The organism is Microbulbifer sp. SH-1 (genome assembly GCF_011326135.1).
Lineage (GTDB): Bacteria > Pseudomonadota > Gammaproteobacteria > Pseudomonadales > Cellvibrionaceae > Microbulbifer > Microbulbifer harenosus.
In genome coordinates this window covers 2,135,283-2,160,799 of record NZ_CP046948.1, presented here as the reverse complement: position 1 = coordinate 2,160,799, position 25,517 = coordinate 2,135,283, and the positions used below count along the sequence as shown (strand labels likewise).

At 61.1% G+C, this 25,517-nt stretch carries 27 protein-coding genes; 22 read left to right on the top strand and 5 right to left on the bottom strand.

Features of this window, described 5'->3' with window-relative positions:
• Nucleotides 1-209 precede the first annotated feature (209 nt).
• The 13 genes from motA (at nucleotide 210) to GNX18_RS09235 (ending at nucleotide 15,423) form a co-directional block, all read left to right on the top strand.
• Nucleotides 210-1,073 (top strand): flagellar motor stator protein MotA, encoded by an 864-nt coding sequence (gene motA, locus GNX18_RS09295; protein ID WP_138233829.1) that lies wholly within the window; start codon nucleotides 210-212, stop codon nucleotides 1,071-1,073.
• Nucleotides 1,070-1,942 (top strand): flagellar motor protein MotB, encoded by an 873-nt coding sequence (gene motB, locus GNX18_RS09290; RefSeq protein ID WP_166217349.1) that lies wholly within the window; start codon nucleotides 1,070-1,072, stop codon nucleotides 1,940-1,942. Before motA ends, motB begins: the two co-directional genes overlap by 4 nt.
• Nucleotides 1,942-4,008, top strand: a complete 2,067-nt coding sequence (gene cheA / locus GNX18_RS09285; protein WP_166217346.1) for a chemotaxis protein CheA — start codon at nucleotides 1,942-1,944, stop codon at nucleotides 4,006-4,008. The genes motB and cheA overlap by 1 nt, the downstream gene beginning before the upstream one ends.
• 14 nt (nucleotides 4,009-4,022) lie before the next feature.
• Nucleotides 4,023-4,520, top strand: a complete 498-nt coding sequence (locus GNX18_RS09280) for a chemotaxis protein CheW (RefSeq protein WP_138233832.1) — start codon at nucleotides 4,023-4,025, stop codon at nucleotides 4,518-4,520.
• Nucleotides 4,521-4,526: 6 nt separating this feature from the next.
• A complete protein-coding gene (locus tag GNX18_RS09275; RefSeq protein ID WP_166217343.1) occupies nucleotides 4,527-6,155 on the top strand; it encodes a PAS domain-containing methyl-accepting chemotaxis protein in 1,629 nt (542 codons plus the stop codon).
• 5 nt (nucleotides 6,156-6,160) lie between these two features.
• Nucleotides 6,161-6,994 carry a CheR family methyltransferase gene (locus tag GNX18_RS09270; protein ID WP_205828103.1) on the top strand — a complete coding sequence of 278 codons (834 nt, stop codon included), beginning with the start codon at nucleotides 6,161-6,163 and terminating at the stop codon, nucleotides 6,992-6,994.
• Between the two features lie 145 nt (nucleotides 6,995-7,139).
• On the top strand, nucleotides 7,140-8,195 hold the full coding sequence (locus tag GNX18_RS09265; RefSeq protein ID WP_138233835.1) for a chemotaxis response regulator protein-glutamate methylesterase: 1,056 nt from the start codon (nucleotides 7,140-7,142) through the stop codon (nucleotides 8,193-8,195).
• A 47-nt stretch (nucleotides 8,196-8,242) separates the two neighbouring features.
• Nucleotides 8,243-10,000: a methyl-accepting chemotaxis protein gene (locus GNX18_RS19780; RefSeq protein ID WP_166217340.1), complete on the top strand. Its 1,758-nt coding sequence runs from the start codon at nucleotides 8,243-8,245 to the stop codon at nucleotides 9,998-10,000.
• A gap of 24 nt (nucleotides 10,001-10,024) precedes the next feature.
• Nucleotides 10,025-10,411, top strand: a complete 387-nt coding sequence (cheY, locus tag GNX18_RS09255) for a chemotaxis response regulator CheY (RefSeq protein ID WP_256367382.1) — start codon at nucleotides 10,025-10,027, stop codon at nucleotides 10,409-10,411.
• Between the two features lie 37 nt (nucleotides 10,412-10,448).
• Nucleotides 10,449-11,141, top strand: a complete 693-nt coding sequence (gene cheZ, locus GNX18_RS09250; protein WP_166217337.1) for a protein phosphatase CheZ — start codon at nucleotides 10,449-10,451, stop codon at nucleotides 11,139-11,141.
• Nucleotides 11,142-11,274: 133 nt separating this feature from the next.
• Nucleotides 11,275-12,411 carry a flagellar biosynthesis protein FlhB gene (gene flhB / locus GNX18_RS09245; protein ID WP_166217334.1) on the top strand — a complete coding sequence of 379 codons (1,137 nt, stop codon included), beginning with the start codon at nucleotides 11,275-11,277 and terminating at the stop codon, nucleotides 12,409-12,411.
• Nucleotides 12,412-12,485: 74 nt separating this feature from the next.
• Nucleotides 12,486-14,507, top strand: a complete 2,022-nt coding sequence (gene flhA / locus GNX18_RS09240) for a flagellar biosynthesis protein FlhA (protein WP_166220511.1) — start codon at nucleotides 12,486-12,488, stop codon at nucleotides 14,505-14,507.
• A 214-nt stretch (nucleotides 14,508-14,721) separates the two neighbouring features.
• Nucleotides 14,722-15,423, top strand: a complete 702-nt coding sequence (locus GNX18_RS09235) for an RNA polymerase sigma factor FliA (RefSeq protein WP_166217331.1) — start codon at nucleotides 14,722-14,724, stop codon at nucleotides 15,421-15,423.
• A 54-nt stretch (nucleotides 15,424-15,477) separates the two neighbouring features.
• Here the strand turns inward: GNX18_RS09235 and GNX18_RS09230 are convergent, their stop codons facing one another.
• From GNX18_RS09230 to flgA, 5 genes are all read right to left on the bottom strand, one after another.
• On the bottom strand, nucleotides 15,478-15,864 hold the full coding sequence (locus GNX18_RS09230; protein ID WP_166217328.1) for an energy transducer TonB: 387 nt from the start codon (nucleotides 15,862-15,864) through the stop codon (nucleotides 15,478-15,480).
• 155 nt (nucleotides 15,865-16,019) lie between these two features.
• Nucleotides 16,020-17,264 (bottom strand): EAL and HDOD domain-containing protein, encoded by a 1,245-nt coding sequence (locus GNX18_RS09225; RefSeq protein WP_166217326.1) that lies wholly within the window; start codon nucleotides 17,262-17,264, stop codon nucleotides 16,020-16,022.
• Between the two features lie 56 nt (nucleotides 17,265-17,320).
• A complete protein-coding gene (locus tag GNX18_RS09220) occupies nucleotides 17,321-17,770 on the bottom strand; it encodes a flagella synthesis protein FlgN (RefSeq protein WP_138233842.1) in 450 nt (149 codons plus the stop codon).
• Nucleotides 17,767-18,051, bottom strand: a complete 285-nt coding sequence (flgM, locus tag GNX18_RS09215) for a flagellar biosynthesis anti-sigma factor FlgM (protein ID WP_166217323.1) — start codon at nucleotides 18,049-18,051, stop codon at nucleotides 17,767-17,769. Before flgM ends, GNX18_RS09220 begins: the two co-directional genes overlap by 4 nt.
• 101 nt (nucleotides 18,052-18,152) lie before the next feature.
• Nucleotides 18,153-18,839 (bottom strand): flagellar basal body P-ring formation chaperone FlgA, encoded by a 687-nt coding sequence (gene flgA / locus GNX18_RS09210; protein WP_166217320.1) that lies wholly within the window; start codon nucleotides 18,837-18,839, stop codon nucleotides 18,153-18,155.
• Between the two features lie 167 nt (nucleotides 18,840-19,006).
• On the opposite strand from flgA, the gene flgB reads away from it, so the two are divergent.
• From flgB to GNX18_RS09165, 9 genes are read left to right on the top strand one after another with little or no spacing between them, the layout of a single operon-like run.
• Nucleotides 19,007-19,417, top strand: coding sequence for a flagellar basal body rod protein FlgB (gene flgB / locus GNX18_RS09205; protein WP_166217317.1), 411 nt, complete (start codon nucleotides 19,007-19,009; stop codon nucleotides 19,415-19,417).
• A gap of 36 nt (nucleotides 19,418-19,453) precedes the next feature.
• A complete protein-coding gene (gene flgC / locus GNX18_RS09200; protein ID WP_166217314.1) occupies nucleotides 19,454-19,855 on the top strand; it encodes a flagellar basal body rod protein FlgC in 402 nt (133 codons plus the stop codon).
• Nucleotides 19,855-20,529, top strand: coding sequence for a flagellar hook assembly protein FlgD (gene flgD, locus GNX18_RS09195; protein WP_166217311.1), 675 nt, complete (start codon nucleotides 19,855-19,857; stop codon nucleotides 20,527-20,529). Before flgC ends, flgD begins: the two co-directional genes overlap by 1 nt.
• 22 nt (nucleotides 20,530-20,551) lie before the next feature.
• A complete protein-coding gene (gene flgE / locus GNX18_RS09190; protein WP_138233848.1) occupies nucleotides 20,552-21,742 on the top strand; it encodes a flagellar hook protein FlgE in 1,191 nt (396 codons plus the stop codon).
• A gap of 28 nt (nucleotides 21,743-21,770) precedes the next feature.
• Nucleotides 21,771-22,523 carry a flagellar basal body rod protein FlgF gene (locus GNX18_RS09185; protein WP_166217308.1) on the top strand — a complete coding sequence of 251 codons (753 nt, stop codon included), beginning with the start codon at nucleotides 21,771-21,773 and terminating at the stop codon, nucleotides 22,521-22,523.
• Between the two features lie 26 nt (nucleotides 22,524-22,549).
• On the top strand, nucleotides 22,550-23,332 hold the full coding sequence (gene flgG / locus GNX18_RS09180) for a flagellar basal-body rod protein FlgG (RefSeq protein ID WP_138233850.1): 783 nt from the start codon (nucleotides 22,550-22,552) through the stop codon (nucleotides 23,330-23,332).
• A gap of 8 nt (nucleotides 23,333-23,340) precedes the next feature.
• A complete protein-coding gene (locus tag GNX18_RS09175) occupies nucleotides 23,341-24,006 on the top strand; it encodes a flagellar basal body L-ring protein FlgH (protein WP_166217306.1) in 666 nt (221 codons plus the stop codon).
• Between the two features lie 35 nt (nucleotides 24,007-24,041).
• Nucleotides 24,042-25,142: a flagellar basal body P-ring protein FlgI gene (locus tag GNX18_RS09170; RefSeq protein ID WP_166217303.1), complete on the top strand. Its 1,101-nt coding sequence runs from the start codon at nucleotides 24,042-24,044 to the stop codon at nucleotides 25,140-25,142.
• Nucleotides 25,142-25,468, top strand: coding sequence for a rod-binding protein (locus tag GNX18_RS09165; protein WP_166217300.1), 327 nt, complete (start codon nucleotides 25,142-25,144; stop codon nucleotides 25,466-25,468). The genes GNX18_RS09170 and GNX18_RS09165 overlap by 1 nt, the downstream gene beginning before the upstream one ends.
• The last annotated feature ends 49 nt before the right edge of the window (nucleotides 25,469-25,517 follow it).

Here is a 25,517-nt window from a genome sequence, read left to right as displayed (position 1 = left end):
TGTCTGAAGGGGTATTGACCGTACAAGCTGCGCGTACGCGCCTCGCACTCTTTTCTCTCTTAAAAAATAGCCGTTGCCGAATGCCTTGCAACCTGAAGTGATTACTCTTGTGTGGCGAAACCTGCCAGCGAATTTAACCCGGCGCCCACTCTCAAGATCTCCTTATTCCTGCCGATAGCCTATGCGAATGGATTGGCTGGGTAGACGTCGTGTTGATAGTTATCGGGTTTGTGATTGTTGCGGTTTCAGTGTTTGGAGGCTTTGCCATGTCAGGGGGGCACCTTGGCCCTCTGTATCAGCCCATGGAGTTTCTGATCATCATTGGCGCAGCGCTGGGATCATTTATTGCCGGCAACAATGGCAAGGCCATCCGCGCGACCCTGCGCACCCTGTCCCGCCTGAAACGCTCCACCCGATACGACAAAGAGATCTACATGGATCTCATGGGGCTCTATTACAAATTGCTGTGGAAAATGCGCCGCGATGGCGCCATCGGCATTGAAAAAGACATTGAGTCCCCGGCAGACAGTGAAATCTTCCAAGAGTACCCGCGCATCACCCGGGATCCGATGATCATGGGGTTCACCACGGATTACCTGCGGTTGATGGTGAGTGGCAGCATGGACCCGCTGGAGCTCGACGAGCTCATGACCCACGAGATCGAGGCCTTTGAGCACGAGGCCCGAGTGCCGGCGGACGCGCTGCTGAAAGTCGGAGACGGTCTGCCCGCTTTCGGCATCGTCGCCGCGGTGCTCGGCGTGGTGAAGGCGCTGGCCTCCGCGGACGCCGGCGCCGGTGAGATCGGGCTGATGGTGGCGCACGCGCTGGTGGGCACCTTTGTCGGCATTCTTCTCGCCTACGGATTTGTGAACCCGCTGGCTAGTCGTATTGAACGCCAAGTGCAGGAAGCGGTGAAGGTTCTGCAGTGTGTGCGGGTAACCCTGCTCGCCAGCCTGAATGGCTACGCACCGCAACTCGCGGTGGAGTTCGGGCGCAAGACGCTGGATACCTCGGATCGCCCGACGTTTGGCGAGCTGGAGGAACATGTGCGTCCGACGCTGTCTGCCGCATGAGTACGGCGCGAGATGCCGGGCGCCGAATCGTCATTCGCCGCCCGCGAAAGACCCAGGAAAAACACCACGGCGGTGCCTGGAAAATCGCGCTGGCGGATCTGATGACCGCACTAATGGCGCTGTTTTTAGTGATGTGGATTATTTCCAACGCGTCGCCGCAGGAGCTGCAGGGGCTGGCGGAGTATTTCCGCACGCCGCTCGCTGTTGCGCTTAGCAATGGCGACCGCGACAGCGCCAGCACCAGTGTGATTCCCGGCGGCGGCACCGACCCCGCGCATGTCAGCGGCGAGCGCGCGCGCGTGGACCTGCGCAGTGAAAAGCTCCCCGACGACGTGCGCCGTACCTTGATGGAGCTGCGCTTTCGCATTGAGAGTGCGATCCAGGGCGACCCTCAGCTATGGGAACTCCGCGACCAGGTGCGCTTTGAGTTCATCCCGGACGGTCTGCGCATACAGCTGCTGGATACGGAGAAGCGCTCCATGTTCGAGCTCGGCAGTGACCGCCTGGCGGAGGACCTGCGCCATTTGATCCGCGCCATGGCGCCGCTGCTGAACGAATTGCCAAACGCCATCAGTATCACCGGCCACACCGACAGCCTGATCTACGCCGCCGGAGACCAGGGGTACAGCAACTGGGAACTCTCTGCCGGGCGTGCCAATGCGTGCCGCAGGGAGCTGGTGGCCGGAGGTCTCGATAGTGAAAAGATGCTGAGGGTGATTGGCATGGGGGACCGGCTTCCCATTCCCGGAAGCCGCCCCGGCGATGCCGTCAACCGGCGTATCAGCCTGGAAATATTGAGCGATGCCGCAGCCGCGCGTATCCGCTCGGGTGGACGCACCGAACCGCTGCAGGCACTGCAGGAGCGATGATGGATATAACCGACTTTTACGACACATTTTTTGAAGAGGCCGAAGAGCTGCTCGCAGATATGGAGCGGCTCCTGCTGGACCTGGACGTAGATGATCCCGATCCGGAACAGCTCAATGCCATTTTCCGTGCGGCGCATTCGATAAAAGGCGGCGCGGGGACCTTTGGCTTCGAGGCATTGCAACGCACCACGCACCTGCTGGAAAACCTGCTGGACTATGCGCGCTGTGGCGAACTGAAGCTGAGGCGGGATCTCGTCGATGTATTCCTGGAAACCAAAGACATGCTGAATGAGCAATTGGCGGCTTATCGCCAGAGTCAGGAGCCCGACCCGGAGGCGCTGGAGCGCATCTGCCGGGTGCTGCAGCAACTGGCGCTTGAAGAAATTGGCAAAGGGTCGGTCGACATCGCCGATGCCGCGCCTGCGCCAGCCGAATCGACAACCGCGGTGGACACGGCTGCGCCGGCGGAAGCCAGCGGTCGCTACTGCGTGGCGCTGTTGAATGTCGAGGCGAAAGATCGCGGTCTGCTCATCGAAGAGTTGGCACATCTCGGCACGGTAGAGCGTCAAAGTGGCGATGAGACCCGTTACGAAGTTGTTCTGGCGTCGTCACTGGGAAGTGACGATATCGAGGCGGTGATGTGTTTTATCGCGGAGCCAGATCAGCTGCAGATTACCCCGATGGCAGCCAGCGAGCCTGTCGCCGCGCGAGCAGCGCAGCACGCGGCGCCTGAGCCGGCGCCGGCTTCCAGCGATACCGCGCGCACCGCACCGGAGAAGGCTGCCAGGCCCGCCACCGGCGCGGGAGAGAGCGCGTCCATCCGCGTCCCCGTGGCCAAAGTTGATCAGATCATCAACCTGGTGGGAGAGCTGGTCATTACCCAGTCCATGCTGGATCAGGTGGCCGAGGATACCCAGGGTGCCCAGGCTGGAAAGCTGAGCAGTGGACTCAGCCTGCTGGCGCGTACCGCGCGCGATCTGCAGGAGGCGGTCATGTCGGTGCGTATGGTGCCGATGGACTATGTATTCAGCCGTTTTCCGCGTCTGGTGCGGGATCTCGCCAGCAAGCTGGGCAAGGATGTTGAACTGATTACCGAAGGCAAATCCACCGAGCTGGACAAGGGGCTGACCGAACGCATTATCGATCCGTTGACACATCTGGTGCGCAACAGTCTGGACCACGGTATCGAAACGCCCGCACAGCGAGAGGCCGCCGGCAAATCCCGCACCGGCAACCTGTTGCTGTCCGCGCAACATCAAGGCGGCAGTATTCTGATTGAAGTCGGCGACGATGGCGGTGGACTCAATCGCGAAAAAATTCTCGCCAAAGCGGCGGCCAACGGTCTCAATGTCTCGGAAAACATGAGCGATGAAGATGTCTGGCAATTGATTTTTGCCCCGGGCTTTTCCACGGCGGCGGAGGTCAGCGATGTCTCAGGGCGCGGCGTCGGCATGGACGTGGTCAAGCGCAACATCGAAGCCATGGGCGGACACGTGGAAATTGACTCCAGCCCGGGGCAGGGCACCACCACACGCATTGTGCTGCCGCTCACGCTCGCCATTCTCGACGGCATGTCGGTGCGCGTCGGCGATGAAACCTTCGTCCTCCCGGTAAGCGGCGTGATCGAATCTCTGCAGCCGAAACCGGAAGACCTCTACCCCATGGTCGGGGAAGACCTGCTGCTCAAGGTGAGGGAAGACTATCTGCCCATGATCGCCGTGCACACAGCGATGGATATCTCCGGTGCGGAACAGGACCCGACCCGCGCTATCGCGGTCATCGTGCAGGGGCAGGGGCGGCGTTACGCGCTGCAGGTAGACGAGCTGGTCGGGCAGCAACAGGTGGTGGTTAAAAACCTGGAAACCAATTACCGCAAGGTACCTGGGGTATCCGCGGCCACGATACTGGGGGATGGCAGCGTCGCGCTGATTGTGGACATCGCCGATATGTACCGGCTGCACCAAAGCAAAAAATCCCGGGCAGCGCACGGCGCCGCACCATCGTATTCCTCCACCAATTCCATATCCGATTTTGGAGCGCCGGCACAGCCGCGCCGCGTTCATTGAGAGGCAGCACATTCATGAACCAAGTCAATGCATCAGCAAAGAAAACCAGGATTGAGGTCCGGGACCGGGAATTCCTGGTGTTTTCGCTCGGTGAAGAAGAATACGCGATCGACATCCTCAAAGTGCAGGAGATCCGCGGCTACGACAATGTGACGCGAATAGCCAACGCGCCGGAATTTATCAAAGGCGTAACCAATCTCCGCGGCGTGATCGTGCCGATCGTGGATTTGCGGATCAAGTTCCGTCTGTCCAAGGCGATCTACGATGGGCAGACGGTGGTGATCGTGGTGAACATCGCCGGCCGGGTGGTGGGCATTGTGGTGGACCGTGTGTCCGATGTAATGACCCTGAATGACGAACAGATAAAGCCCGCGCCGGAATTCGGCGTGAACCTGCCGCTGGATTACATCAGCGGGCTCGGCAGCCTGGACAAGCGCATGCTGGTACTGGTCGATATTGAAAAACTACTGACCAGCCAGGAAATGGCACTGGTCGCAGAAGCCGGAGAGTAAACCGCCATGCGAGATCATAAACCGGTAACCGGCCGGGAATACCGCCTGCGCGGAAATCACTTCCTTATTTCCAGAACCGACCTCAAGGGCAATATTGTCTATGCGAACCCGGCCTTTGTCGAAGTCAGCGGGTACAGCGCGGAAGAATTGATAGGCGCACCGCACAATATTGTTCGCCACCCGGATATGCCGCCGCAGGCGTTCGCCAATTTATGGCAAACCATCAAAAACGGCGACGTGTGGATCGGGTTGGTAAAAAACCGCCGCAAAGACGGCGGTTTCTATTGGGTGCGCGCGCACGTTATTCCGGTGATGGAAGACGGTGCGGTCAGCGGCTATGTCTCGGTGCGCCTCAAGGCCGAGCGCGCTGCCATTGAAAATGCCGAATCCCAGTACCGCGCAATGCGGGAGGGGCGCGGGGCACATCTCACTCTGCTGCGCGGACAGGTTCTGCCGCGCGGAGTGCGCGGCTGGTGGCAGCGGCTCAGCCATGTTTCGCTCACGGCAAGGCTGGCGGCTCTCGTTGGTCTGGCAAGTGCTGCACTCATCGGCGGCGCCGTATGGTGCTGGCAACTCGCGGCTTCAAACCAGCAGGCTATGTCGCCGCTGCTACTGGTCGGCACCGCTCTGCAGGTAGTGATACTGGCGTGGCTGGGGCTTTCGTGCGCGCGCGCGGTGCGCCGCCCGCTGTCCGCCATGCAGAGCTTCGCGCTGCAGATTGCCGCGGGCAATCTCGAAGCACCGACACTGAAAAACGAAGTTGGAGAAATGCACCATCTCGCGCGGGCGCTGAATGTCATGCACCGCAGCCTCTACCACACGGTGGAAGAAGTTAACGCCGGTGTATCCGAGGTGGTGCCGACGGTGCGGCGTATCGCCGCGGGAAATGACGACCTCGCCACTCGCTCGGACCAGCAGGCCGCCTCTCTGCAACAGACCGCGTCGAGCATGGAGGAAATCACCATTACTGTGGGGCAGAACGCCGACAATGCACGTCAGGCCAGCAGTCTCGCGGAAGGGGCGTCCGAGGAAGTAAAAACCAGCGGCGAAACCATGTCGCACATCGTCGATACCATGGAGCGTATGACGGCCAGCTCAAAGCAGATGGCGGCGATTATCGAAACCATCGACGGTATCGCATTCCAGACCAACATCCTCGCGCTGAACGCCTCCGTGGAGGCTGCGCGCGCCGGTGAGCACGGCAGGGGTTTCGCGGTGGTGGCACAGGAAGTGCGCAACCTTGCCGGACGCTCCGCGGATGCGGCCCGGGAAATTCGCCAGTTGATTGCCAGCTCTACCCGTGACGTGAACGACGGCGCCGGCCTGGTGCGCGACGCGGGCGCGTCCATTGCGCAGGTAGTGGACTCCGTCACCCGCGTCAGCAATATCATGCGCGAAATTTCCACGGCCTCCGCGGAACAGAGCACCGGTATCGGCCATATCAATCTGGCCGTGTCGCAAATGGACGAAGTTACCAAGCGCAATGTGGATCTGGTGCGCGCCACTGCGGATTCATCCGGGGCGTTGCAGTCGCGCATGGCGCAACTCTCCCAGGCAATGGGGGTATTCCTGATCGGTTCGCAGCGGGACAAAGTGCCATCCGCGCAGAAAGCGGACGTCGAGCGCGCAGGTTGACGACGGTGATCCAGACGCCGGCACCCGCCGCTGCACGGGAGATCGAATTGACCGACCGGGACTTCAAGCGGGTGCGGGAGTTGATCGCCGCACGCGCCGGTATTGTCCTCGCCGAGCACAAGCGCGATATGGTCTACAGCCGCCTTGGCCGTTGTATCCGCAAGCATGGGCTGCTCCGCTTCAGCGACTATCTGAATCTGCTGGACAGGGTGAGCGATACGAGCGTGTGGAACGAGTTCGTCAATGCGCTCACCACGAACCTGACGGCTTTTTTTCGCGAATCCCATCACTTCGAACTGCTCGCCGATCACTTCCGCGGCCGGCGCGATACGGTGCGGATCTGGAGTGCGGGTTCTTCCACTGGAGAGGAGCCCTACTCCATCGCCATGACACTCTGCGAGGTGCTGGGAAGTGGTGGCGAAGTGGAGGTGTGGGCGACGGACATCGACAGCGAAGCGCTGGCCCGCGCGCGCGCCGGCGTCTACCCGCTCGATCAGGTTCGCCGCCAGGTCAGCGAGGAACGCATGCAGCGTTTTTTCCAGAAGGGCAGCGGGGCGCGCGCCGGGTTTGCACGGGTGCGACCGACACTGGCACAGAAGGTGTGCTTTGAACAGTTCAATCTGGTCGGCTCGCCATGGGCGATCAAGCAGCGTTTCGATGCCATCTTCTGCCGCAATGTGATGATCTATTTTGACCGCGCCACCCAGGCGCGTCTGTTGGAGAACTTCGCGCCGCTGCTCAAACCCGACGGGCTCCTGTTTGTCGGCCACTCGGAAAATTTTACCCACATCAGTCAGCAATTCCGTCTGCGTGGGCAGACGGTATACGTGCTCTCCTGAGTCCGCCCGCCGCTTCGCTCCGCAAACATAATAACCGCTGATTATCGCGGCTGGCCCCTAAAGCCCGGGACCTCGCTGCCGATGTATATCAGTAACGGAAAATCGACCACGGTCAGTAGCGTGCGCAGGAGAGCAGGCGTTACCCATGAATAAAATCAGAGTCCTGTGTGTCGACGATTCGGCACTTATTCGCGGTTTGATGCGTGAAATCATCGACACGCAGCCGGATATGGAAGTCGTGGCGGTGGCCCCGGACCCTCTGGTAGCGCGCGATTTGATCAAACAGCTAAACCCGGATGTGCTCACCCTGGACGTCGAAATGCCCCGTATGGATGGCCTCGATTTTCTCGAACGGCTGATGCGCTTGCGCCCCATGCCGGTGCTGATGGTGTCCTCGCTGACGCGCTCGGGGTCCGAGATTACCCTGCGGGCGCTGGAGTTGGGTGCGGTGGATTTTGTACCCAAACCTCAACTGGGGATCCGCTCCGGGCTGCTGGAATACGGCGAGCAGATTGCGGAAAAAATCCGCGCGGCGGCGCGCACCAGTCCCGCCCGCAGAGAAACGCAGACCACAGGTGCGAAGCGCGCGCTCGAATCGGTCATGGTGTCGAGTGAGAAGCTGTTGATTATCGGCGCTTCCACCGGCGGGCCGGAAGCGATCCGCCAGGTACTAGAACCGCTGCCGGCAAACAGCCCGGCGATCCTGATCGCCCAGCACATGCCGGCGGGGTTTACCCGCTCGTTTGCAGAGCGGCTCGACAGATTGTGCCGCATCCGGGTGAAGGAAGCCGAGCAGGGCGAGCGGGTGCTGCCGGGGCATGCGTACATCGCCCCCGGCGACCAGCACCTGCGCCTGACGCGCAGCGGCGCCAACTATCAGGTACTGCTGGACGCCGGGCCCGCCGTCAATCGCCATCGGCCCTCGGTCGATGTGCTGTTCCACTCCGCCGCTGAGCTCGCCGGGCGCAACGCCATTGGCGCGTTGCTGACCGGGATGGGGCGTGATGGTGCCGCGGGTCTGCTGGCCATGCGTCACGCGGGCGCGGTGACTCTGGCGCAGGACGAGGCCACATCCCTGGTCTTTGGCATGCCGCGCGAGGCCATTGCACTGGGCGCGGCGGTGGAAACGGTCGCGCTGGACCATGTCGCGGAGCGACTTTTAACCCTGGCGGCGGCCTCCGGCCGCGCGCAACGGGTTTGATGAATACACCAATATTCCTGGCTCACTGACGAGGAGTTATGCCGGCCATGATGAAACTGATAAAAAACCTGAATATCAATACGGTGGTGGCCGGCGTGCTGCTGTGCTGTGCCCTGCTGATGGCTACGCTGGTGGCCGTGCGCATGGCCACCAATCAGGTGGGTGAAGAATCCATTCACGCCCTGCACCGGGTAAATGTGAAGGTGATGCACGACGTATTCCGGGCCTACTCGGTGATGAATCAGGGAATGATCGGCCTCAATCTGGCCGCGGGCGAACTGGACGATGGTCGCAGCCTGAGCGCCAAGACGTATCTGAAAGACGTGGGTGAATCGCTACAGCGCGCGCGCGCGGACTTCGACAAGGTGAAAGCCGTCGACCTATCCGATGACGAGGTGGAACAGTTCGCCGAGTTGTCGGAAATCTTTTCTGAAATGCTGGTGGAAGTCGACGCGCAGTATCAGCTGCTGCTGCCGGAAAAACCGGACATGGACAGCTACTACGAGCGCCGGGAAGATCTCGCGGTATTCAGTGACGACCTGAACGCGGCCCTGCTCACCATGCTCGACGGCGCAGACGTGGACAGCGCCGAGATCATGCAGAACTACCGCGATACCACCGGCTTCTATGCAAACATCGGAATTTTCGTGCTGGTGGTGATTGCACTGATTCTCTCGCTGATCTACTGGCTGCTGCGCAGCACCGTGGTGCGCCCGCTGGATGAAGCGGTGGAAAATTTGCAGAGCATCGCCAAGGCCGACCTCTCGCGCCCCATTAGCGACCACGGCCGCAATGAAATCGGAAAATTGTTCAACGCCATGCGCCAGGTGCAGAGCAGCCTCAGCGGCATCGTCACTCAGGTGCGTGCCGGCAGCAGTTCAATTTATATCGGGTCATCGGAAATCGCGCGCGGCAACGTGGATCTCTCGGCGCGCACCGAGCAGCAGGCAGCCGCGCTGGAGGAGACCGCTACCAGCATGGAAGAGCTGACCGCGACGGTCAAACAGAATGCCGACAACGCCCGCCAGGCCAGCAGCCTCGCCAATGATGCCTCCGGCACCGCCACTCGCGGCGGCGAGGTGATGCAACAGGTATCGCAGAAAATGCAGGGCATCACTGAGAGTTCGCGCAAGGTTGCGGATATCACCGGCATGATCGATTCCATCGCCTTCCAGACCAATATTCTCGCGCTCAACGCCTCTGTAGAAGCGGCGCGTGCCGGCGAACAGGGCCGCGGCTTCGCGGTGGTGGCGGGCGAGGTGCGCAATCTTGCGGGAAACAGCGCGGATGCCGCGCGCCAGATCAAGGCACTCATTGAAACTTCCGTGGCGGAAGTCGAACAGGGCGCGTCCCTGGTAACCCAGGCCGGCAATACCATGAAAGAGGTGGTGGATGCGGTGAAGCGGGTAACCGACATCATGGATGAAATTTCAGCGGCTTCCCAGGAACAGAGCAGTGGCATCGAACAGGTCAGCCGCGCGGTTAGCCAGATGGACGAATCCACGCAGCAGAACGCCGCTCTGGTGGAGCAGGCATCGGCCGCCGCGGCCTCACTGGAAGCCCAGGCGCATCGCCTTGAAGAGGCGGTGGCGATTTTCCGTCTCGCTATCGAAGGGGAAACCGATGAGGAAGAAGACGAGCGCGTGGAGCCCGCCAAAGCGGCAGTAAAACCGCAACTGGACGAGCCCAGACGCAAACCCGCCGCGCACGCTGGCGAAGCCGGTGAAACAAAACCTGTGGCCACCAGGGAAAAGGCCGAGCGCGAGCCAGTCGCCGCCGGTGACGACGAGTGGGAAGAGTTCTGACCCTGAATCGAAAGAGAAGAAATCATGGATAAAACGATGAAAATTCTGGTAGTGGATGATTTCCCTACCATGCGGCGCATCATCCGCAGCCTGCTCAAGGAGCTCGGGTTCAACAATGTCGATGAGGCCGAGGATGGCCAGGAGGGGCTGGCCAAGGTGAATAGCGGCGGCTTTGAGTTTGTAGTGTCCGACTGGAATATGCCGAACCTGAACGGCCTGGATATGCTCAAGCAGATCCGCGCGAACGCGGCGACCAGCGCATTGCCGGTTCTCATGGTGACTGCCGAAGCCAAGAAGGAAAACATCGTCGCCGCGGCACAGGCGGGCGCCAACGGCTACATCGTCAAGCCGTTTACCGCCGCAACGCTGGAAGAAAAACTGAACAAAATATTCGAGAAGTTGGGGAAATGAGGTTTTTCGCTCCCGCCTTCACCCGTGAGGGAAAGTGATGATTGACAAAGAAATGCCGCCCGCGGTTTTCGATAATTTCCAGAGTGATGAGCTGGTCATGCGCATTGGGCATTTGACCAGAATGCTGCGCGACAGTATGCGCGAGTTGGGGCTCGACAAGGAAGTGGAGAAGGCGGCAAAGGCCATTCCCGACGCGCGCGCACGCCTGAACTATGTCGCCTCCATGACCGAGCAGGCGGCGGAGCGCGCGCTCAATTCCGTGGACCGAGCGCAGCCGATCCAGAATGAAATCGAGACCCGCGCCGAAGCGCTCGATCAGCAGTGGCAGGACTGGTTTGAAAAGCCCGTGGAACTGGCCGATGCCCGCGAGCTGGTGCGGGAAACCCGCGAATATCTGGCCGCGGTACCGAAAATGGCCCGTGAGACCAGCAAGGAATTACTCGAAATCCTGATGGCCCAGGATTTTCAGGATCTGACCGGCCAGGTCATCAAAAAAATGATGGAAGTGATCCAGGAGGTGGAGCGGCAACTGCTGCAGGTCCTGCTGGAAAGTGTGCCGGAAGGCGAAGATCGCGAGGCGTTCAAGCGCCGCCTGGAGGATGGTGCGGGCAGCGATGGCCGCCGCCGCGAGGACTCGCTCATCAACGGTCCACAGATCGACACGTCGCGCAACGATGTGGTCAGCAGCCAGGATCAGGTGGACGACCTGTTGGCAGAACTCGGCTTCTGATTTCCGTGCAGGCTTGCCCCCGCCCGCTGCGGGGGTAGGCTGATTAGCGCCCGCAAACCCCGCTTATTCCCCGCTTAGGCGCCCCCTGCTGTGGCCGACAATGGCCGGCACCCCAGCAGCAGCGGACGCCCACATGGCCGACGACAGCCAGGATCAGGACAAGACAGAAGCGGCCACCCCCCGGCGCCTGGAAAAGGCGCGCGAAGAGGGGCAGGTGGTGCGCTCGCGCGAACTCGCCACCGTCATGCTGCTCGGCGCCGGGCTCGCTGGGCTGTGGGCGCTGGGTCCGGCGCTGTTTACCCGTCTGGGGCTGGTCATGGAACAGTCCCTGATGTTCGACCGCCAGCGCGTGTTCGACCCCTCGGTAATGCTGAGCAGTGCGGCCGGGATCGGCGCGCATAGCCTGTTTTCGCTGTTGCCGTTGTTCGCTCTGCTGGCGGCCGTTGCGCTGATTGCGCCCAATGTCCTCGGCGGTCTGCTGATTTCCGCCAAATCCCTCAAGCCGCAGTTTTCCAGGCTCAATCCCGCCAAAGGTCTCAAACGACAATTTTCCGTACAGGCGCTGGCGGAGCTCGCCAAGGCCATCGCCAAATCCCTGCTGGTGGGAACGGTGCTGGCCGTATTTCTGCACAGCAAACGCGGAGAATTTCTTGCGCTGATGGATCTCGGCAGCGAGCGCGCGATGGCCTCCGCACTGCGGCTCGCAGCCCAGGCCTGTGGCCTGATGGCGTTTTCCCTCATTGTGGTGGTCGCAATCGACGCGCCCTATCAGCTGTGGAGCCACGCAAAAAAGCTGCGTATGAGCAAAGACGAGGTACGTCGCGAGTTCAAGGAGAGCGAGGGTGATCCGCAGCTCAAGGCCCGCATTCGTCAACAGCAACAGGCGATGGCGCGCAACCGTATGATGAGCCGCGTTCCCGATGCCGACGTGATTATTACCAACCCCACCCACTACGCGGTGGCGCTGCGCTATGACGAAAGCCAAATGGGTGCGCCGCGGGTGGTCGCCAAGGGGGTTGAGGCGGTGGCCGCGCGCATTCGCGCCGTTGGCGAGGAGCATCGTATCCCGCGTCTTGAAGCGCCGCCGCTGGCGCGCGCGTTGTATCGCCATGTGGATCTGGAGCGCGAAATCCCCGCCGGGTTGTACAGCGCGGTGGCGGAGGTTCTGGCGTGGGCCATGCAGTTGCGACGCGCGAATGAAGCCGGCGGTATACCGCCGGTCACACCACAGCAAATAGCCATCCCTGCAGAACTGGAGGTCAATCCGTGAAGTTCGTTAACCAGTATTTTGGCGGCGGACTGAGTCTGCCCGCCGGACGGGTCCTCGCAGGTCCGGTGCTGATCATGTTGATCATGTCGATGTTGATCCTGCCACTGCCGCCGTTTGCGCTGGATCTGTTTTTTACCTTCAACATCGCGCTTTCTCTGATGGTGCTGCTGGTCAGCATGTTTACCCTGCGGGCACTGGACTTCGCCGCGTTCCCGGCGGTGCTGCTGTTTACCACACTGCTGCGACTGGCGTTGAACGTCGCCTCCACGCGCGTGGTGCTGATGGAGGGACACAACGGCGGCGCCGCGGCGGGCAAAGTGATCGAGGCCTTTGGGCAGTTCCTGGTGGGGGGCAACTTTGCCGTGGGGCTGGTGGTATTCCTGATTCTGGTGGTGATCAACTTTATGGTGATTACCAAAGGGGCCGGGCGCATCGCTGAAGTGGGTGCCCGCTTTATGCTGGACGCCATGCCCGGCAAGCAGATGGCCATCGACGCGGACCTGAATGCGGGCCTGATCGGCGAAGAAGAGGCGCGCAAACGACGCAGTGAGGTGGCGCAGGAGGCGGACTTTTACGGCTCCATGGACGGCGCAAGCAAATTCGTGCGCGGCGACGCGGTGGCCGGCCTGGTCATCATGGCGGTGAACGTGATCGGCGGGCTGCTGATCGGCACCATGCAACACGGGCTTTCTTTTGGGGAGGCGGCGCACACCTATACCCTGCTCACCATTGGCGATGGCCTGGTCGCGCAGATTCCCGCACTGGTTATTTCCACCGCTGCCGGTGTCACCGTCTCGCGGGTCAATACCGACCAGGACGTGGGCCAGCAGATGATCGAGCAGCTGCTCACCAATCCGCGGGTGTTGTATCTGGCGGCCGGTGTCATGGGGTTACTTGGACTGGTGCCGGGTATGCCGAACCTGGTGTTCCTGCTGTTCACCGCCATTTTGGCGGGTGCCGCCTGGTGGATGGGGCGGCGCCGCGACGATCAGATCGTGCGCGAGCAACTCGAGACCGATACACCCGCCTACCGCGAAGTGCCCGAAGCCAGCTGGGACGATGTGGAACTCATTGACACGCTTGGATTGGAAGTGGGGCACCGGTTGATTCCACTGGTGGATCAGCGCCAGCAGGGCGAGTTGCTGGCGCGGATCAAGAGTGTGCGCAAAAAATTTGCCAAGGACATCGGTTTCCTGCCGCCGGTGGTGCATATCCGCGATGACCTGGAGCTTGCACCCAATACCTACGTGATCAGCCTCAAGGGTGCGGAAGTGGGCCGCGGCGAAGCCTTCCCCGGAAAATGGCTCGCAATCAATCCGGGGCAGGTGAGTGGAGAGCTGAAAGGGGTGGTCACCGAAGAGCCCGCATTCGGGTTGCCTGCAGTGTGGATTGAAAAAGAACAGCGCGAGCAGGCGCAAGTGTACGGTTTCACCGTTGTCGATGCGGGCACGGTGGTGGCGACACATTTCAACCACCTGCTGCACCGGCACTGCGCCGAAATGCTCGGCCGCCAGGAGGTGCAGCAACTGCTGGACAAGCTTTCCGGAGACAACAAAAGCCTGGTGGAAGAGGTAGTGCCGAAAACGGTATCGCTCACAACCTTCCAGCGCATTCTGCAGAATCTGCTCGATGAAGAAGTTCCCATCCGGGATTTGCGTACCATCCTTGACACGCTGGCAGATCAGAGCGACCAGGGAGAGCGCATGGGCGATGTGCACGAGCTGACCGCGCGGGTGCGGCTCGCACTGGGGCGTGTACTTGTGCACCAGTGGTTCCCCGGCAACAGCGAGCTGCGGGTGATCGGGCTGAACAGTCAGCTGGAGCAGGTGCTGACACAGGCGCTCGAAAGTGGCGGTGCTTTGGAGCCGGGACTGGCAGATACCCTGATGGCGCAGGCGGCGGCGGCACTGGAGCGCCATGAAACCGCTGGCGATCCACCCGTACTGGTGGTGCGCCACAACCTGCGTCCGCTGTTGGCGCATTTTCTGCGCCGCCGTCTGCGCCAGCTGACGGTGCTGTCGCAGGCGGAAATTCCCGATGATCGCACGATGAAAATGACCAACCTCATTGGCGATCGCCTGGGGACAGCGGGTTGAGACCCGCAGGATTCTTCTGCGTTTTTTAGCGGTCGCACAACAGCTAACGGCGGAAATGACGCACAGAAGTTTGTCTATTTCCCGCATACAAAATATTTGCTCGGCAAATAATAGCTCTGGTAATGGCAGAACCATGTCATCGCCCGATGACAACGGACTTCTTCCGTGGCTCCCACAAGAAAAATGGTTTCACAGGGACGAAACGGGGTAATCAATGTATACAGCTCAGGGCACCATCAATCGCGATGTTCTTCTGGAGGAACATCTTCCGGCGGTGCGACGCCAGGCGTTGTCACTGCAGGTCCGGCTGCCTTCCGGTGTCGATCTCGATGATCTCATCCAGGCTGGCACCCTCGGATTGCTGGACGCGCTGCGGAGATTCGACCCCAACGCCGGCGCGACCTTTTCAACCTTCGCCAATCAGCGCATTCGCGGAGCGATGATCGACGAGTTGCGAACCCGCGACTGGGTGCCGCGCAGCGTGCGCCGCAGTGCCCGCTTGCTGGAAGAAACTTTGCGGCGGCTCGAGCAGCAGCTGGGGCGCCCGGCGGAGGAGCGGGAAATTGCTGCGAAGATGGGAATCTCACTTGGTGAGTATCACCAGCTCCTGCACGATACCAATAACGGCAATTTACTGCCGTTTGAGGAAATCGTCGCCGAAACCGGTGAGCCAGAGGCTGGCGCAAATGCACCGCCTTCTCCGTTTGCCGCCCTGCTCGACCAGGAACAGCGGGCACATTTGGTAGAGGCTATTGAAATGCTGCCAGAGCGGGAAAAACTGGTGATGGCACTCTACTATCAGGAAGAATTGAATCTGAAGGAGATTGGGGCGGTATTGGGTGTTACCGAATCCCGCGTAAGCCAGCTGCACAGCCAGGCGGTCAAGCGACTGCGCGCCCGGCTGCTCGACAGGTAAACGCACGCGCAGCTTTCCGTAAAAGCGGCGGTACCGAGTTACCGCCGCTTTTTGTCAGCCGGACATTTTGAAATTGATGGGGACAGTGAAAAAGTAAGTGTCCGTTCCGAGTTCGTCGGGGATGGCCGGGTAAGGGTTGGCCCGCTCCACACTGCGCAGGGCTTCGCGGTTAAGGCTGGAGTAGTTGGATTCTTTGACCACCTGGATCTCCTGAACCTCCCCTTTTTTGTTGATGCTGATTTTCAGCAACACTTCGCCTTCCCAGCCCTTTTCCTGGGCCCGTCTCGGGTAGCTGATATTTTTCAGGGTGTGGCGAGTGAGGTCTGTTTCATACTTCTGCGATACATTCTGCTGTTTCACGCCGTTCAGGCGCGGCATCGCGTCCACGGAAATGGCGGCCGCCAATAGCGGCAGCGCCAGCGCGAAGTGTTTGATTTTCATGGTCGATTCCCGGTTAGTTGAATTCCAGTTCTGCCTTTGGGGTTGGCCAGCGGGGATTGTTCACCCGCTACAGGAATTATCGGCAGCACACCGGGGGGCTTTAACAGGCTGTTGAAAAACAGCCTGTTAAAGCGGCGCCAAAGATGGCGCGGTCGTTATTCTTCGCCGGAAATAACCTGCATAGCCTGGCGCGCCCAGGCCACACTGTGGCGGTACGCGGTTTCGTAGACCGGCTGGCTGCCGATCAGCTTCAGTTCGGAGAAGCGGCCCGACTCATACAGTTCCACTTCCGCCAGTATTGCGCCGAGATTGCCATCGCGGTGCAGCAGGGCATTTTTGACCTGCTGGTTGAGCGGTACCTGCTGCATCAGCTCGGGCATGGAAATATCCATCATGGCGTCCAGCAGCGAGAGCAGGCCAACAATAAAGTTGTCGCTGGCGCTGCCATTGCCGCTGACCTCTGCCAGAACTTCGCACATGCGCCCGCGCACCAGCATCTTCCGTGTCAGCTCCTGCGGCTTTCCGCGCTCGCCCTCAATAAGAAACAGGCTGGCCCAGCGCTGGATTTCCTTCATGCCCAACAGGCCGATGGCGTGGGAGATGGAATTTACTTCACGGTGCAGGCTTACCGCGGCGGAGTTCACCAGTTTGAGAATGCGGTAAGTGAGGCGCGCGTCGCGCAAGGCAATTTCTTCCAGCCTCAGCGGGGACGCGGCGGGGTTTTGCAGTTCGCTCAGAAGCTCCAGCAACAGTACCTTATTGCCGCTGATTTTCTTACCCTTGATGGGTTCGGGCGTGCTGAGAAAATCACCCTGGTAATAGGTGAACCCCATATCCATGCAGGCGGCAAAGCGCTCTTTGTTTTCGAGGTTGTCGGCCAGTGTTTCCACTCCGTGCGCGCGCAACCTGGCTACGGCTTTCTGCAGCTGCTCCTGGCTCATGGTGCTGGTATCGAGCTTGACGATATGCACCACATCCAGCATGGCATCGAGTTCGCTGTCATCGGGATCATAGCTGGAAAGCGCAATCCGGTAGCCGCGCTTCGCCATGTCGCGCAGCCGTTCCACCCGCTCGGACGTCAGCAGCACATCCTCGCCGACTTCCAGAATATAGTGTTGCTGCGGCAGGTCTGGCAGCACCGGGGCGAAAATGACATCGTCGGTAATTTTCAGAAAACCAGGCACGCTTCTGGTTTGGCCGCGCTGGTACACCTGGTTGTAATTGCCGAGGATGATCGGGCTGCTGGCCTCAATCTGCTTCAGGGTTGCGCCCTTGTTGGCGCTTTCACCCTGTAGCAGGAGCTCAAAGGCTGCCACGTCCTGGCTGCGGGTGTAGACCGGCCGGCAGGCCAGCAATACGTCCAGGGGGTCGTCGTTGAGGAATTGGGCAAGTGGTGTCACGGGGACTCCTTGATGACATGGGAAACGGCGGCGGGCCATGCACACGCTGCCAGAATTCAGGCGCGGGAGCTGACCTTGCCTGTGCGATTGCGGGCGCGGCCGTCGGGGCCGTAGAGCGCTTTGCCGGCGGCCTCCTGCAGCGTGTTCAGCAGCCGCTGGTTGCTCTCACTGCGGATGCCGATCATGACGCCATTGGTGCGATTCAGCTCCGCGGCCTCGCGAGCGAGCGCGGTCAGCTGCTGCCATTGGTCGAGACAGGCTGCATCCCGCGCGGCCTGCTCGTCGCCATCGCGGTCATCGCGGTAGCCGAGACGCTGCAGGGTTTGTCGCCGCTGCTGTTCAAAGAAATTGATTTCTTCCAGGCTGCGCTGCTTGGTGTGTGCGATGTCGGTGAGGCGGGCACCGTTAATCTCGCCCTCGCCGAGCAGCTGCCGCTCCTGCCGGAGAAGCTCCGTCAGGCTCGCGATCCGGCGCTGGTGATGCTGGAGAAATTGCGCGAGGCTCATGGCGTATCCGCAGGTATCTGCTCCTGCAGGCTGGCGATCAGGGCGTCGGCAATACGCTCGGCGCGAATTTCAAACTTGCCGGAAGAAATGGCCTGGCGCAGTTCTTCCACCCGCACCATGTCGATGTCCTGATGGTTGTCCTGGCCCTGCTGAGGCAGCGCACTGACATTCGCTGTGGCGTCTGCGGTACCTGTAGGCTTTGCGGATTCCGCCTGTCCACTGGGCTGCTTCTCGCGCAGTGTGCCCGCCGGCGTAAACTGGGTGATGTTGTGGATTTTCAAGCAGCGGTCTCCGTTGTTCTTCCTTCGGGATATCGGCGGTTTATCGTGGTGCTTGAGGTTTTTTTGTGTGCGCTGGTTCTCATTTTTGGCTGATGGCGCCGTCAGCGCCCGTTGCCGCGGACGCTCACTTCACCGGGGCCGGTCACCTCCCCGGAAATAATCTGCCTGTCCTCGAGTTTTACCCGCACCATATCACCCTTGGCGCCTTCATCCATGGCCTGCCCCTCGCGCGCAATGCGGAATCCCTCCCCTGATACCACCAGGGTAACGCTCTGCCGGCGCGCCACCAGCGGCGGTTTGCTCAGCTGATGTTGCAGCAGTGGGCTGCCTTCGCGCAGTGGGCGGCTCGCTACCAGGCCGACAATATCTTGTAGCTGCCGCAGCACGCCTCTCGGCAGTGCGCTGATGTCACCCTGCCGCTTTTGTAGCAACGGTGGGGTGATTTCCGTTCCCGCCGGAACATTCTCCCGCACAACCCAGTAGTGATCGAACACTCGCACTAGTGCCTGCAGGTAGCGCGCGCGGCGGTCGGCATCGCAGCGCACACCGACGGTCACCCGCCCCCAGCCGGATTGACCGTTGGCGGGCAGGAACGGCGCGGGGTTGTGGCAGTCCGGCCAGTGGGTGCCGCTGCGGATAACCTCGACTTCCACACGTTGGCCCAGGTGGCGGTTGTGCTGTTCGAGAAAGTGCCGTGCGGCATCCGCGGCACTGGCAGCCGCACGGGCGTTTTGGCCGCCAATGGCGAGTGCGAGCAGCAGGGCGATTTTCAAAGAGGGGCGGCGCATATTCATGGCGAGACGACAGAAGGCTGCAAGGTTGCGGAAGCATTCTAGGTGGGTGCACCGGCGGTGAAGGCAGGAATTGGCACTAAAACAGGTCCCTTTTTTTTCCTTTGTGATCTGGTCGGTATCGGTAGTCTGCAAGCTGCAAAAATAACGTGGGAAGAATCGCCATGATTGATCGACTCTCCGCCGCCCTGAATTTTGATCGGGAAGCGCTCGGCCTGCGCAATCAGCGACAACAGGTGTTGGCCAACAATATCGCCAACGCGGACACACCCAACTACAAGGCGCGGGATTTCGATTTTTCCCGGGCCCTGGCGCAAGCGACGGCGCGCACCGCGGCGCAAAGTTCCATTGCCCTTGCGACCACCTCATCCCGGCATCTCAGTGCGAAAAGCGGTATTACGTCCGGGGCGGATCTGCTGTACCGGGTGCCGGATCAGCCAAGTCTCGATGGCAACACCGTCAGCATGGACCAGGAGCGCACACGCTTTACCGATAACGCCGTGCGTTACCAGGCGGCGCTAACGCTGCTGAACAGTCGCATTCGCGGCCTCAAGTCCGCCATGCAGCCGGAATAAACCTGATAGCCCACAACGCAGAAGAGCAGCAGATCCATGTTTTCCATTTTTGATATTTCCGGTTCGGCGATGGCGGCACAGGGCCAGCGCATGAACGTAACCGCGAGCAACCTCGCCAATGCCGACAGTGTGGCGGGGCCTGATGGCGAAGCCTACCGGGCCAAGCATCTGATCTTTGAAGCGCGCCAGCAGTCCGGCCGTGAAATTGGCGGTGTGCGCGTGCGCGGCCTGGTGGAAGACAGCGGGCCGCTGCGCCAGGAGTACCGGCCCGAACATCCGCTGGCGGATGAGGCGGGTTACGTGAGCCTGCCGAATGTGGAACCGGTGAATGAAATGGTGGACATGATCGCGGCCTCGCGCTCTTACCAGGCGAATGTGGAAGTGCTCAATACCAGCAAGCAGCTGATGCTGAAAACCCTCACCCTGGGAGAAAACTGATGGCGGTATCCGGTGTTATCGACAACAGCGTGCGCTCCGCGCTGAACGCCACGGCAACCACATCGGGCAATGCCGCCAGCATGCAGGACAGTTTTATGACCCTGCTTGTGGCGCAGCTGCAGAACCAGGATCCGATGAATCCGATGGAAAACGCGGAGATGACTTCGCAACTGGCGCAGATCAATACCGTAAGCGGTATTGAGTCCCTCAACGCGACCCTCGCCGGCATCAACGGCCAGCTGGACACCAGCCAGGTATTGCAGGCCGCCGACATGATCGGCAAGGGCGTGCTGGTGGAGGGCGACCGTGTGCTGGTGGGCGAAGAGGGGGCGACGACGCCATTCGGTATTGAACTGCCGCAGGCAGCGGACGAAGTGCGGATCACCATCCGCAACGCCAGCGGCGAAGTGGTGCGCAGTTTCGAGCCATTTTCCATGGATGCCGGTGTCGAGTCCTTCACCTGGGACGGCACCATGAATGACGGCACCCAGGTGCCAGAAGGCTCGTACTCCGTATCGGTAACGGCGAGCGCGGATGGCGAGAGTATTGTAGCGAACGCGCTCAACTATGCGCTGGTCAGCGGCGTGAGCCTCAATGCACAGGGCGCGCCCATGCTGGATCTCGGTGGTATTGCAGAATCAGTGGGACTCAGCGATATCCGACAAATTCTTTAATTGAACCCGCAGGAAAAACAGTATGGGCTTTTCACAGGCACTCAGTGGACTCAACGCCGCCGCAATCAATCTCGATGTGGTGGGCAACAACATCGCCAACTCGCAGACGGTGGGTTACAAAGGTTCCAGCGTCCAGTTCGCCGACGTCTACACTGGCGCGCTCGCGGGGCAGGGCACCCGCGTGGCCGCGGTGTTGCAGGATTTTTCTAACGGCACTCTGGAAGCCACCGGGCGCAGCCTCGATCTCGGGATCAATGGCAATGGATTTTTCCGCTTCACCCAGGCCGGCGAAGTGGTGTACTCGCGCAACGGCCAGCTGACGCTGACGGCGGATGGCTATTTACAGAATTCCCAGGGCGCGCGCCTGACCGGCTTCCCCGCCGGTGTCGGTACCGGCGGCCAGCCGGTGGAGTTACGGGTGCCGGCCGGTGCCATGAACGCGGTGGCCACCAGCGGTGTGGAAATGTCCCTGAACCTGGATGCCACGGTGGATAGCGTCGATCGCGCTGTGATTCCGTTCGACGCGACCGACAGCGACAGCTACTCCTATGCCAACACCGGCACCGTGTACGATTCCCTCGGCGTTCAGCACACCATGACCACCTACTTCACCAAGACCGCGGACAACGTGTGGGAAGTGCGCGTTGCAGTAGATGGCAATGCGGATGCGGCGAATGTCGGAGAACTGGTATTCAACAATAACGGCAGCCTGAACGAGCCTGCGAGTACATTTCCGGTCTACGGTTTTACTCCCGGTGGCGGTGCGGATGCACTGAGTTTCGATTTCAGTTTTGACGGCTCCACCCAGTTCGGCAACGACTTCAGCCTTGATTCGCTCACGCAGAATGGCTACGCCGCCGGTGCGCTGGTGGGCATCACCTTTGACGAAGACGGCACCCTGATCGGCAATTACGCCAACGAAAAAAGTCAGGTGCTGGGCGTTATCTCACTGGCGAATTTCCGCAACCCGGAGGGGCTGACGGCCGCCGGTGACAATGTGTGGACCGAGACCGGCGCCTCCGGCCAGCCGCTGCTGGGGCTCGCCGGCATCGGCCAGTTCGGGACACTGGAATCCGGCACGGTGGAAACCTCCAACGTCGATCTCACCCGCGAGCTGGTGGATCTGATCGTGGCGCAGCGCAACTATCAGGCCAACGCGCAGACCATCAAGGTGCAGGACGAAGTACTGCAGAGCGCGGTGAATCTGCGCTGATCACTGATAACGATCCGGAAAAAACGCTATGGACCGCATTCTCTACACCGCCATGAGTGGCGCGCGCCAGAGTATGGAGCAGCAGTCGGTGGTGAGCCACAACCTCGCCAACGCCACCACGTCGGGATTCCGCGCGCAGCTGTATGCGCTGCGCGCGGTGCCGGTACAGGGCGATGGCGCGCTCGCCACCCGCACCTCGGTGGTGGCGTCTACGCCCGGTGCGGACTTCAGTGCAGGCCCGGTCAATGCGACCGGACGCGAGCTGGATATTGCCTTGCAGGACGACGCCTGGCTTGCGGTGCAGGCCGGCGATGGCAGTGAGGCCTACACCCGCCGCGGTGATCTGCAACTGGATGCCACCGGCATGCTCACCAGCGGTGGCCATCCGGTGCTGGGGGAAAATGGTCCGGTCGTGGTACCGCTGGGTTCCGCGCTGTCTATGGGCGCCGATGGCACCGTCAGCGCTATTGGCGCGGGTGAAGACCCCGAGTCACTGGTGCAGGTCGCGCGCCTGAAACTGGTGACGCCGGGCGAGGCCGGATTGCAGCGCGGTACCGACGGGCTGTTTCGCAATAGCGACGCCGCCGGCAATACCAGCCCCCTGCCGCAGGACGAGCAGGCGCGATTGATCTCCGGCTCGCTTGAGGGCAGTAACGTCAACCCGGTGGAATCCATGGTGGCGATGATCGACAACGCCCGTCGCTATGACATGCAGCTCAAAATGATCGAAAGCATCGATGAAAACGGCCGCCAGGCAGACAGCCTGCTGTCGCTGGATTAAGGCTGGAACAAAAACAAGGTAACGCAATGATCAAATCCCTCTGGACCGCAAAAACCGGCCTCGAATCCCAGCAGGTGAAAATGGACGTGATCGCCAACAATCTGGCGAACGTCAGCACCAATGGCTTCAAAAAATCCCGTGCGGTGTTTGAAGACCTGCTGTACCAGAACCTGCGCCAGCCCGGCGCCAGCAACGATATCCAGAACACGCTGCCGTCCGGCATGCAGGTGGGCAGCGGCGTGCGCCCGGTGGCCACCGAGCGTCTGCACACTCAGGGCGGCCTGGAAAATACCGGCAATTCCCGCGATCTCGCGATCAATGGCAGCGGCTTTTTTCAGGTGCGTATGCCCGACGGCAGCACCGCCTTCACCCGCGACGGCAGCTTCCAGCTGGACCAGAACGGGCAGATGGTGACGGCCAGCGGTTATCCGCTGGAACCCGCGGTGCTGATCCCGGACAACGCGCTCTCGGTCACTGTTGGCCGCGATGGGCTGGTGTCCATCACCGAGCCGGGATCGTCGCAGAGTGTGGAGGTGGGGCAGCTCACCCTGTCCACGTTCGTCAATCCCGCCGGTTTGCAGAGTGTGGGTGAAAACCTGTATCTGGAAACCACCGCGTCTGGCATGCGCAGTGAGAGCATTCCCGGCATGAACGGCGCCGGTACCCTGTATCAGTCCTATGTGGAAACCTCCAACGTCAATGTGGTGGAGGAAATGGTGAGCATGATTCAGACCCAGCGCGCGTACGAAATCAACAGCAAGGCGGTGCAGACATCCGACGAAATGCTGTCGCGCCTTGCGCAGTTGTGACGCCCCTGATGCGCGCGCCCATTGTCGCCATCCTCGCGGTTGTTCTGTCCGCCGGCGGCTGCGCGCAGCTGCCGCAGCCATCGCTCGCAGGCGAGCCCGAGTGGGTGGAAATTCCGCAGCCGCCGGCGCCCCGTGCCAACGGTGCCATCTTCCAGCCGGACGTGGGTTACCGGCCATTGTTTGAGGACTATCGCCCGCGCATGAGCGGTGATTTGCTGACGGTGGTGTTCAATGAACAGGTCAGTGCGTCCAAGAGTTCGCAGGCAAATGCCGACCGCGAGGGCAGCACCGCATTCGTGGCGGACACGGTGCCGATTGGCCTGGAAAAACTGGCGGATTACGGTATCGAGGTTTCCGGCAGCAACAGTTTTGAAGGCAGTGGCGGCGCCCAGGCGCGCAATACCTTCACCGGCACTCTGACGGTGACCGTGCTTGAAGTACTGCCGAACCGCAATCTGCGGGTGCGCGGCGAAAAACAGATCCGCATTAACCAGGGTACGGAGTTCATCCGCTTTTCCGGCATTGTCGATCCGCGGGAAATCGCCGGCGACAACTCGGTGCTGTCCACCCAGGTGGCGGACGCGCGCATCGAATACGTCGGCGATGGCTATATCAATGAAGCCCAGACCATGGGCTGGCTGCAGCGCCTGCTGCTGAACCTGTCACCGTACTGATGTTCTCCTCAACCACTTCGGACGGCGAAACACCCATGGGCAAGTTATATCCGGTTCTGATTTCACTGCTGTTGTTGTTGCTGTGCGCCGCGGCCAACGCCGCGCCGATTCGGGAGCTGGCGGACTTCGCCGGTGTGCGCGACAACCAGCTGGTGGGTTATGGCCTTGTGGTCGGGTTGGATGGCAGCGGTGATCAGACCATGCAGACCCCCTTTACCACCCAGAGCCTGACCAACATGTTTTCCCAGCTCGGCATCACGATTCCCGCCGGTACCAACATGCAACTGCGCAATGTGGCGGGCGTGATGGTGACGGCGCAAATGCCGGCGTTCGCGCGTCCCGGTCAGCAGCTCGACGTGGTGGTGTCTTCCATCGGCAACGCCCGCAGCCTGCGCGGTGGCACGCTGTTGATGACGCCGTTGAAAGGCCTGGATGGCTTCACCTACGCGGTGGCCCAGGGCAATCTGCTGGTAGGGGGTGCCGGCGGCGAAGCCGGTGGCTCCAGCGTGCAGATCAATCAGCAGGCGGGCGGGCGTATCGCCGGCGGTGCACTGGTCGAGCGCGCAGTGCCGGTGGCCCTGGGGGCGGGCGGATATCTGGACCTGCAATTGCGGGAAGCGGACTTCGGCACCGCCGAACGCGTGGTGCGGGCGATTAACCAGACGTTCGGCCGCGCCGTGGCCGGTGCGGTGGACGCCGGCATGATCCGCCTGCAGAGTCCCGCGGACGACAACGCGCGGGTCGGCTTTATCGCCCGGGTGCAGAACATTGAGGTCACTCCGCAGGCACCGCCGGCGCGGGTGATACTCAACGCCCGCAGTGGCGCTGTGGTGTTGAACGGCCGCGTTACCCTTGGCGCCGCCGCGGTCGCGCACGGCAGCCTGTCGGTGGTGATCGGCACCAGCTTTGGCGTCAGTCAGCCGAACGCCTTCGGCGAAGGCGACACCGTGGTGGTGCCACACAGCGAAATCAGCGTGCGCCAGCCGGTGGGGACGCTGCGCTATGTGGAAGGCGCCAACCTGATGGAGGTGGTCGATGCACTCAACGCACTCGGTGCCACACCGCAGGATCTGATGACGATTCTCGAAGCCTTGAAGGCGTCCGGTGCACTACATGCGGAACTGGAGATCATTTGATGCGCCCTATCGACACTTCTGCCACCTTCGCCCTTGATCTGCAGGGTATGAACCGCTTGCACAAAAGTGGCGACAGCAAACAGCAGCTGCAAAGTGCCGCGGAACAGTTTGAAGCGCTGCTGCTGCACCAGCTGGTAAAAAGCATGCGCGATGCGGTGCCGCAGTCCGATCTGATGAACAGCAGCGCCACACGTTTTTACGAATCGCTGTTTGATCAGCAGCTCTCGACCCACCTCGCGGGCCGCGGACTGGGGCTGGCGGAACAACTGGTGGATCAGTTGTCTGCGGAGCTGCCGCGCGCCCACACCGAAAACCGATCTGAATAAAATTTTGTACCGCTATCAAGATTCGGTGGAATACCGCCGATAACCGGAA

What these genes read in the sequence shown, in the direction of transcription:
- flgB (WP_166217317.1), top strand. Translation starts at nt 19,007, where the DNA reads ATGATTGATCGACTCTCCGCCGCCCTGAATTTTGATCGGGAAGCGCTC.
- cheA (WP_166217346.1), top strand. Translation starts at nt 1,942, where the DNA reads ATGGATATAACCGACTTTTACGACACATTTTTTGAAGAGGCCGAAGAG.
- flgA (WP_166217320.1), bottom strand. Translation starts at nt 18,839, where the DNA reads ATGCGCCGCCCCTCTTTGAAAATCGCCCTGCTGCTCGCACTCGCCATT.
- GNX18_RS09220 (WP_138233842.1), bottom strand. Translation starts at nt 17,770, where the DNA reads ATGAGCCTCGCGCAATTTCTCCAGCATCACCAGCGCCGGATCGCGAGC.
- flgD (WP_166217311.1), top strand. Translation starts at nt 19,855, where the DNA reads ATGGCGGTATCCGGTGTTATCGACAACAGCGTGCGCTCCGCGCTGAAC.
- flgG (WP_138233850.1), top strand. Translation starts at nt 22,550, where the DNA reads ATGATCAAATCCCTCTGGACCGCAAAAACCGGCCTCGAATCCCAGCAG.
- GNX18_RS09235 (WP_166217331.1), top strand. Translation starts at nt 14,722, where the DNA reads ATGTATACAGCTCAGGGCACCATCAATCGCGATGTTCTTCTGGAGGAA.
- cheZ (WP_166217337.1), top strand. Translation starts at nt 10,449, where the DNA reads ATGATTGACAAAGAAATGCCGCCCGCGGTTTTCGATAATTTCCAGAGT.
- flhB (WP_166217334.1), top strand. Translation starts at nt 11,275, where the DNA reads ATGGCCGACGACAGCCAGGATCAGGACAAGACAGAAGCGGCCACCCCC.
- GNX18_RS09170 (WP_166217303.1), top strand. Translation starts at nt 24,042, where the DNA reads ATGGGCAAGTTATATCCGGTTCTGATTTCACTGCTGTTGTTGTTGCTG.
- flgE (WP_138233848.1), top strand. Translation starts at nt 20,552, where the DNA reads ATGGGCTTTTCACAGGCACTCAGTGGACTCAACGCCGCCGCAATCAAT.
- GNX18_RS09230 (WP_166217328.1), bottom strand. Translation starts at nt 15,864, where the DNA reads ATGAAAATCAAACACTTCGCGCTGGCGCTGCCGCTATTGGCGGCCGCC.
- GNX18_RS09175 (WP_166217306.1), top strand. Translation starts at nt 23,341, where the DNA reads ATGCGCGCGCCCATTGTCGCCATCCTCGCGGTTGTTCTGTCCGCCGGC.
- flhA (WP_166220511.1), top strand. Translation starts at nt 12,486, where the DNA reads ATGTTGATCATGTCGATGTTGATCCTGCCACTGCCGCCGTTTGCGCTG.
- cheY (WP_256367382.1), top strand. Translation starts at nt 10,025, where the DNA reads ATGGATAAAACGATGAAAATTCTGGTAGTGGATGATTTCCCTACCATG.
- GNX18_RS09165 (WP_166217300.1), top strand. Translation starts at nt 25,142, where the DNA reads ATGCGCCCTATCGACACTTCTGCCACCTTCGCCCTTGATCTGCAGGGT.
- GNX18_RS19780 (WP_166217340.1), top strand. Translation starts at nt 8,243, where the DNA reads ATGATGAAACTGATAAAAAACCTGAATATCAATACGGTGGTGGCCGGC.
- motB (WP_166217349.1), top strand. Translation starts at nt 1,070, where the DNA reads ATGAGTACGGCGCGAGATGCCGGGCGCCGAATCGTCATTCGCCGCCCG.
- GNX18_RS09280 (WP_138233832.1), top strand. Translation starts at nt 4,023, where the DNA reads ATGAACCAAGTCAATGCATCAGCAAAGAAAACCAGGATTGAGGTCCGG.
- GNX18_RS09265 (WP_138233835.1), top strand. Translation starts at nt 7,140, where the DNA reads ATGAATAAAATCAGAGTCCTGTGTGTCGACGATTCGGCACTTATTCGC.
- GNX18_RS09275 (WP_166217343.1), top strand. Translation starts at nt 4,527, where the DNA reads ATGCGAGATCATAAACCGGTAACCGGCCGGGAATACCGCCTGCGCGGA.
- flgC (WP_166217314.1), top strand. Translation starts at nt 19,454, where the DNA reads ATGTTTTCCATTTTTGATATTTCCGGTTCGGCGATGGCGGCACAGGGC.
- GNX18_RS09185 (WP_166217308.1), top strand. Translation starts at nt 21,771, where the DNA reads ATGGACCGCATTCTCTACACCGCCATGAGTGGCGCGCGCCAGAGTATG.